The organism is Paucibacter sp. XJ19-41 (assembly GCF_028462495.1).
GTDB lineage: Bacteria > Pseudomonadota > Gammaproteobacteria > Burkholderiales > Burkholderiaceae_C > Roseateles_E.
In genome coordinates, this window is sequence record NZ_JAQOWX010000069.1 from 24,506 (window position 1) to 30,802 (window position 6,297).

5 protein-coding genes and 2 pseudogenes are annotated in these 6,297 nt (G+C 67.6%); 6 read left to right on the forward strand and 1 reads right to left on the reverse strand.

Annotated elements, in window-relative coordinates; translation table 11 throughout:
- Window positions 1-6 precede the first annotated feature (6 nt).
- Complete coding sequence (locus PO768_RS17660; RefSeq protein ID WP_272647098.1) at window positions 7-984, reverse strand: NADPH:quinone oxidoreductase family protein; 978 nt, start codon at window positions 982-984, stop codon at window positions 7-9.
- A 92-nt stretch (window positions 985-1,076) separates the two neighbouring features.
- Between PO768_RS17660 and surE the strand changes: the two genes are divergently transcribed.
- From surE to rlmD, 6 genes and pseudogenes are all read left to right on the forward strand, one after another.
- Window positions 1,077-1,826 (forward strand): 5'/3'-nucleotidase SurE, encoded by a 750-nt coding sequence (surE, locus tag PO768_RS17665; RefSeq protein ID WP_272647099.1) that lies wholly within the window; start codon window positions 1,077-1,079, stop codon window positions 1,824-1,826.
- The gene (locus PO768_RS17670; RefSeq protein ID WP_272647100.1) at window positions 1,823-2,662 is read left to right on the forward strand and encodes a protein-L-isoaspartate(D-aspartate) O-methyltransferase; all 840 of its coding nucleotides are present in this window, start codon (window positions 1,823-1,825) and stop codon (window positions 2,660-2,662) included. Before surE ends, PO768_RS17670 begins: the two co-directional genes overlap by 4 nt.
- A gap of 51 nt (window positions 2,663-2,713) precedes the next feature.
- Window positions 2,714-3,526: pseudogene (locus PO768_RS17675) on the forward strand (peptidoglycan DD-metalloendopeptidase family protein); the annotation flags it as partial.
- A gap of 5 nt (window positions 3,527-3,531) precedes the next feature.
- A pseudogene (locus PO768_RS17680) lies at window positions 3,532-3,771 on the forward strand (peptidoglycan DD-metalloendopeptidase family protein); the annotation flags it as partial.
- A 25-nt stretch (window positions 3,772-3,796) separates the two neighbouring features.
- The gene (gene rpoS, locus PO768_RS17685) at window positions 3,797-4,822 is read left to right on the forward strand and encodes an RNA polymerase sigma factor RpoS (protein ID WP_272647102.1); all 1,026 of its coding nucleotides are present in this window, start codon (window positions 3,797-3,799) and stop codon (window positions 4,820-4,822) included.
- Between the two features lie 38 nt (window positions 4,823-4,860).
- The gene (gene rlmD / locus PO768_RS17690) at window positions 4,861-6,216 is read left to right on the forward strand and encodes a 23S rRNA (uracil(1939)-C(5))-methyltransferase RlmD (RefSeq protein WP_137945575.1); all 1,356 of its coding nucleotides are present in this window, start codon (window positions 4,861-4,863) and stop codon (window positions 6,214-6,216) included.
- Window positions 6,217-6,297 lie beyond the last annotated feature (81 nt).

Here is a 6,297-nt window from a genome sequence, read left to right on the forward strand (position 1 = left end):
TGCGGCTCAGGCCTGGCTCAACACCACCTTGCCGACCACCTGGCGGCTGCTCATGCGCGCGAACGCGGCGGGCAATTCCGTCATCGGCAGCACGCGGTCCAGGACCGGCTTGATCTTGCCCTGGGCGTACCAGCCGGCCAGCTGAGCCAGCATCGCGGCATTGCGCTGCGGTTCCCGCTTGGCGAACTCGCCCCAGAACACGCCGACGATAGCGGCCCCCTTCAAGAGCGCGAGGTTCAGCGGCAGCGCCGGGATCTGGCCCTGCGCGAAGCCCACCACCAGATAGCGGCCACGCCAGGCGATCGAGCGGAACACCGGCTCGGCCAGATCGCCGCCCACCGGGTCATAGACTACGTCGGGCCCTTTGCCCTCGGTCAATGCCTTGATGTCCTCGCGCAGCGTGCCTCGGCTGTAGTTGATCGCGGCATCGGCCCCGATCTCCAGGCAGCGCGCACACTTCTCGTCGGACGAGGCCGCCGCGATCACCCGTGCGCCCACCGCCTTGGCGATCTGGATCGCGGCCGTGCCAACCCCGCCGGCCGCGCCCAGTATCAGCACCGTCTCGCCGGGCTGCAGCGCGGCGCGGTCGAGCAGCGCATGGTGGCTGGTGGCATAGGTGCAGATGAAAGCGGCCGCATCCTCGAAGGCAAAGCCCGGCGGCAGCGGCATCGCCAGTGCGGCCGGGATGCAGGCATGACTGGCAAAGCCGCCAGTGCCCGCAAACGCGGCCACCGCATCGCCGGGCTTGAAGCCCTTGACGCCGTCGCCCACCGCGTCGACCACGCCGGCGAACTCGGTGCCCGGTACAAAGGGCAGCGGCGGCTTCATCTGATACTTGCCCTGCACGATCAACAGGTCCGGGAAGTTAAGGCTGGCGGCCTTGATCGCCACGCGGATCTGGCCGGCGCCGGGCTCGGCGGTCGGCATTTCCTTCCAGCTCAGGGCCTCGACGCCCACGGGGTTCTCGCACAGCCAGGCTTGCATGGGTTTGACTCCGGTTTTCCATGTTGATCGATGATAAGCAGGGGTGAGAAGACAAGGGGTCGCCCAGGTGACGCGATGCCTACAATGCCGCCATGCGTATCCTGATAGCAAACGACGATGGTTATCTGGCACCGGGGCTGGCGGCCCTGGTCAAGGCCTGCGAGGGCCTGGGTCAGATCGATGTGATCGCCCCCGAGCAAAATGCCAGCGGCACCTCCAATGCGCTGACGCTGGGTCGGCCGCTGTCGGTCTACACCGCCGGCAACGGTTTTCGCTATGTCAACGGCACGCCGTCCGACTGCGTCCATGTGGCCTTGACCGGTCTCTTGGACTATCGGCCCGACCTGGTGCTTTCGGGCATCAACAACGGCGCGAACATGGGGGACGACACCCTGTACTCGGGCACGGTGGCGGCCGCCACCGAGGGCTATCTGTTCGGCATCCCGTCGATCGCGTTCTCGCAGGTCGAAAAGGGCTGGGGCCATCTCGATGCGGCCGCCGCAGCGGCCCGGGCCTTGATCGAGCAGGTGCTGGCCGGCGGCCTGGGCCAGGCCTTTTTGCTCAATGTGAACCTGCCCAATCGTGCCGATGTCGCGGCCCTGCCGCGCCGCATCACGCGCCTGGGGCGGCGACATGCCAGCGCGCCGGTGATCTGCCAGCAAAGCCCGCGCGGCGAGACGATCTACTGGATCGGCCCGGCGGGCGATGCCCGCGAGGCCGGCGAAGGCACCGACTTCCATGCCTGCGCCAACGACATGGTGTCGATCACACCGCTGCAGGTCGATCTGAGCGACCACGCCTCGCTGCCGGCCTGGCGCCAGCGCCTGGGCCAGACCCCATGAGCGCGACGCCGCCCGAAACGCCCAAGAAGCGCTTCCCGCTGCCGCTGGACAAGCTGGGTGGCCGCGGCGCTGCGCCGGTACGCGAGCTGCTGATGCCGCAGCGCCATCTGCAGCAGGCCACCGCCGACGCGGCCCGGCGTGCAGCGCCCAGTGGGCTGGGCATGGATTCGGCCGGCGTGCGCCTGCGCATGGTGCAGCGCCTTCAACGTGAGGGCCTGCGTGACGAGCGGGTGCTGCAGGCGCTGGCCGGCGTGCCGCGCCATGAATTCGTCGACACCGCGCTGGCCATCCAGGCCTATGAGGACACCAGTCTGCCGATCGGCCATGGCCAGACCATCTCCAAGCCCTCGGTGGTCGGTCGCATGATCGAGCTGCTACTGGCCCGCCCCGGCGCCTCCAAGGAGTCCGGCGCGCTGATGGGGCGGGTGCTGGAGATCGGCACCGGCTGCGGCTACCAGGCCGCCGTGCTGGCCCGGCTGGCGCGCCAGGTCACCAGCATCGAGCGCATCAAGCCGCTGCATGACAAGGCCCGCGCCAGCCTGGCGACGCTGAATCTGGGCGGTGTCCGGCTGATTTATGGCGATGGGCGGCTGGGCCATGCGCCGAGCGGCCCTTATGACGGCATCATCGCGGCGGCCGGCGGCGACGATCTGCCCGAGGCCTGGATGGCCCAGCTGGCGCCGGGTGGCCGGCTGGTGGCGCCGATGCAGGCGCCGGGCGGTCGGGGTCAGGTCTTGGTGGTGGTCGACCATCTGCAGGAAACAGGTGCTAGCCGTTTTGTCCGCACGCTTCATGAGGCGGTGCTTTTCGTGCCTTTAAAATCGGGCGTGACGTAAGAGCGCCCGCCGTGCCCTGTCTGCCGGGCCATCCACCCAACGCTGAAACGCATGCCACTGAACCCTACCCGCAACACCCAATTTCCCGCCGGCCTTTGGGCCGTCGCGATCTGCGCCCTGATCGTCGGTTGCGCCTCGCCCAAGCACCGTGCCCCGGTGGAGGACCGACCGATGAATGGCGCGGCCAAGCCGGTTGCGGCACCCTCGGGCAGCCCGGAGGCGCAGCCCGCGCCCGAGGTCAAGCCGCTGCCGGGTGCCGAGAATGCCGGCAAGCCGGGCTACTACACCGTCAAGCCCGGTGACACGCTGATCCGCATCGCGCTGGACAACGGCCAGAACTGGCGCGACCTGGCGAAATGGAACGGCATCGACAATGCCAACCGCATCGAGGTGGGTCAGGTCTTGCGCGTGGTGACGCCGAGCGTCGACGCGGCGTCGGTCAGCGCGCGTCCGGTCACGAGCGCCAAGGTCGAGAGCCGGCCGTTGGATGGCAAGCCGCCAGCGATGGCGGCCTCGGCGCCGCCTGCGGCCGCCAGCGCGCCGACGGCCACGCCGCCGGCGGTAGCCGGCTCCGAGGATGAGCCGCCCTGGGGCTGGCCGGCCGCCGGTGCGGTGGCCGCCGGTTTCGACGAAGTCAAGAACAAGGGTCTGGTGTTCACCGGCAAGGCCGGCGACCCGGTGCTGGCGGCTGCCGACGGGCGCGTGGTTTACGCAGGTTCGGGCTTGCGCGGATATGGCAATCTGGTCATCATCAAGCACAACACCACCTACCTGACGGCTTACGCGCACAACCAGAGCTTGCTGGTCAAGGAAGACCAGGCGGTGCGCAAGGGCCAGAAGATTGCCGAGATGGGTTCCAGCGATGCNTGGTTTACGCAGGTTCGGGCTTGCGCGGATATGGCAATCTGGTCATCATCAAGCACAACACCACCTACCTGACGGCTTACGCGCACAACCAGAGCTTGCTGGTCAAGGAAGACCAGGCGGTGCGCAAGGGCCAGAAGATTGCCGAGATGGGTTCCAGCGATGCCGACCAGGTCAAGCTGCACTTCGAAGTGCGCAAGCAAGGCAAGCCGATCGATCCGGCCAAGTTGCTGCCGTCCCGCTAACGAGTGAGGGCGCCGTGCTGACACCATGAAACGCGCCGCGCCCCATCTGTCCAACGGCTCACTCGCGCCACCGTTGCCGCCGCCGGCCGATCTGGAGCGGCTGCTGGCCGAGGATGGGGCTGCCGCTCCCACAGCGGCCGGGCCTGAAGATGACGAGGTCCAGATCTTGCGCAATGGCGCGGCGCCGGCCGCCGATGTCGACCTGGGCAATGCGCTGCAGGCCTATCTGCGCGATATCCGCCGCACGCCGCTGCTGACGCCGCAGCAGGAGTACGACACGGCGGTGCGGGCCCGGGCCGGCGAATTCGCCGCCCGCCAGGCGATGATCGAGCACAACCTGCGCTTGGTGGTCAGCATCGCGAAGAACTATCTCGGCCGCGGCCTGCCGATGAGCGATCTGATCGAGGAGGGCAATCTCGGCCTGATGCATGCGATCGGCAAGTTCGAGCCCGAGCGTGGCTTCCGTTTCTCGACCTATGCCAGCTGGTGGATACGCCAGAGCATCGAGCGCGCCTTGATGCATCAGGCCCGGCTGGTGCGGCTGCCGGTGCATATCGTGCGCGAGCTCAACCATGTGCTGAAGGCGCGTCGGGCGCTGGAGGCCTTGCGCAGCCAGAACGGCACCGAGTCGGTGGTGCGCGCCGAGGATATTGCGGCCGTGCTGGGCCGGCCGCTGGCCGAGGTTGCCGAGCTGCTGGCCTATGCCGAGCTGCCGACCTCGCTGGACTCACCGGTCGATCGTAACGGCGAGGGCGGCGAGTCGATGATGGATCTGGTGGCCGACGAGCAGGCGGTCGATCCGCTGGGGCTGCGGCTCAGCCATGAGCTGGAGGAATTGCTGGAGCATGGTCTGGCGGCCTTGAACGAGCGCGAGCGCGAGGTGCTGGCCGGCCGCTATGGCCTGAGTGACCGCGAGCCCGAGACCCTGGATGTGCTGGCGATCCGGCTGGGCTTGACGCGCGAGCGCATCCGGCAGATCCAGATCGAGGCGCTCAACAAGCTCAAGCGCAATATGATGCGGCACGGCATCAACCGCGACGCGATCTTCTGAAGCGGGGACTGAGTGCGGCCGCAGGGATAATCCCGGCCATGACTCAACAATCCGAATGGCTGAAGGTCGAATCGCTGGACCTGGAAGCGCAGGGCGTTGCCCACAATACCGAAGGCAAGGTGGTGTTCATCGAGGGCGCTTTGCCCGGTGAAGAGGTGCAGGTCACCGTCGGCCGCAAGAAGAACAACTGGGAGCAGGGCGCCCTGGTGGCGATGCGCCGCGAGAGCTCACAGCGGGTCGTACCCGGCTGCCCCAATTTCGGCCTGCATGCGGGCGCTTGTGGCGGCTGCAAGATGCAGCATCTGCACACCGGGGCCCAGGTCGCCGTCAAGCAGCGGGTCGTTGAGGACAACCTCTGGCACCTCGGCAAGGTCAAGCCCGAGACCCTGTTGCGGCCTATCGAAGGCCCGGCCTGGGGCTATCGCTATCGCGCGCGCTTCTCGGTCCGCTATGTGGCCAAGAAGGGCCAGGTGCTGATCGGCTTCCATGAGCGCAAGAGCCGCTATGTGGCCGATATGCAGGTCTGCAAGGTCGTACCGGCGGTGGTCAGCGACATGCTGATGCCGCTGCGCGAGCTGATCGCCAGCATGGCCGAGCGCGACCGGCTGCCGCAGATCGAGCTGGCCATGGGGGAGCAGGTGATCGCGCTGGTCCTGCGCCACCTGAATCCGCTGCCCGACTCCGATCTGACCAAGCTGCGCGAGTTCGCGGCCGCTCATCCGGGCGTGCAATGGTGGTTGCAGCCCAAGGGGCCGGACACGGTCAAGCTGCTCGACGAGGGCGGCCCGGAGCTGGCCTACACCTTGCCGGAGTTCGGCGTCGTGATGCCCTTCAAGCCGACTGATTTCACCCAGGTCAATCCGCATATCAACACGGTGCTGGTCGGCCGCGCGCTGCGGCTGCTGCAGGTGCGCAAGAACGAGCGGGTGATCGACTGGTTCTGCGGCCTGGGCAACTTCACCCTGCCGCTGGCCACCCAGGCGCGCGAGGTGCTGGGCATCGAGGGCAGCGAGACCTTGGTGCAGCGCTCCCGCGAGAACGCCAGGCGCAATGGGCTGGATGGCAATACTGCCTTTGTCGCGCGCAATCTGTTCGAGATGACGCCCGAGTTGCTGGCAGCCGACGGTGTGGCGGATAAATGGCTGGTGGACCCGCCGCGCGAAGGTGCGTTCGCGCTGGCCAAGGCGGTGGCCGACATCGCTCAGGACCCGAGCCTGGCTCCGGGCTGGACGCCGCCCCAGCGCATCGTCTATGTCAGCTGCAACCCGGCCACGCTGGCGCGCGATGCGGGGCTGCTGGTCAATGTGGCTGGCTACCGTTGCACGGCGGCCAGTGCGGTGAATATGTTCCCGCACACGGCCCACGTCGAGTCGATCGCCGTCTTCGAGCGCTGACAAGAAAAACGGGACCCGCACAGTCCGTGTCAATACTCTGACGCTAAGCTGAAGGCCTGAAGACAATGCCCTGCAACGCAA

Excerpts from the sequence above, each read along its gene's own strand:
- PO768_RS17660 (WP_272647098.1), bottom strand. The coding sequence starts at position 984 with ATGCAAGCCTGGCTGTGCGAGAACCCCGTGGGCGTCGAGGCCCTGAGC.
- surE (WP_272647099.1), top strand. The coding sequence starts at position 1,077 with ATGCGTATCCTGATAGCAAACGACGATGGTTATCTGGCACCGGGGCTG.
- PO768_RS17670 (WP_272647100.1), top strand. The coding sequence starts at position 1,823 with ATGAGCGCGACGCCGCCCGAAACGCCCAAGAAGCGCTTCCCGCTGCCG.
- rpoS (WP_272647102.1), top strand. The coding sequence starts at position 3,797 with ATGAAACGCGCCGCGCCCCATCTGTCCAACGGCTCACTCGCGCCACCG.
- rlmD (WP_137945575.1), top strand. The coding sequence starts at position 4,861 with ATGACTCAACAATCCGAATGGCTGAAGGTCGAATCGCTGGACCTGGAA.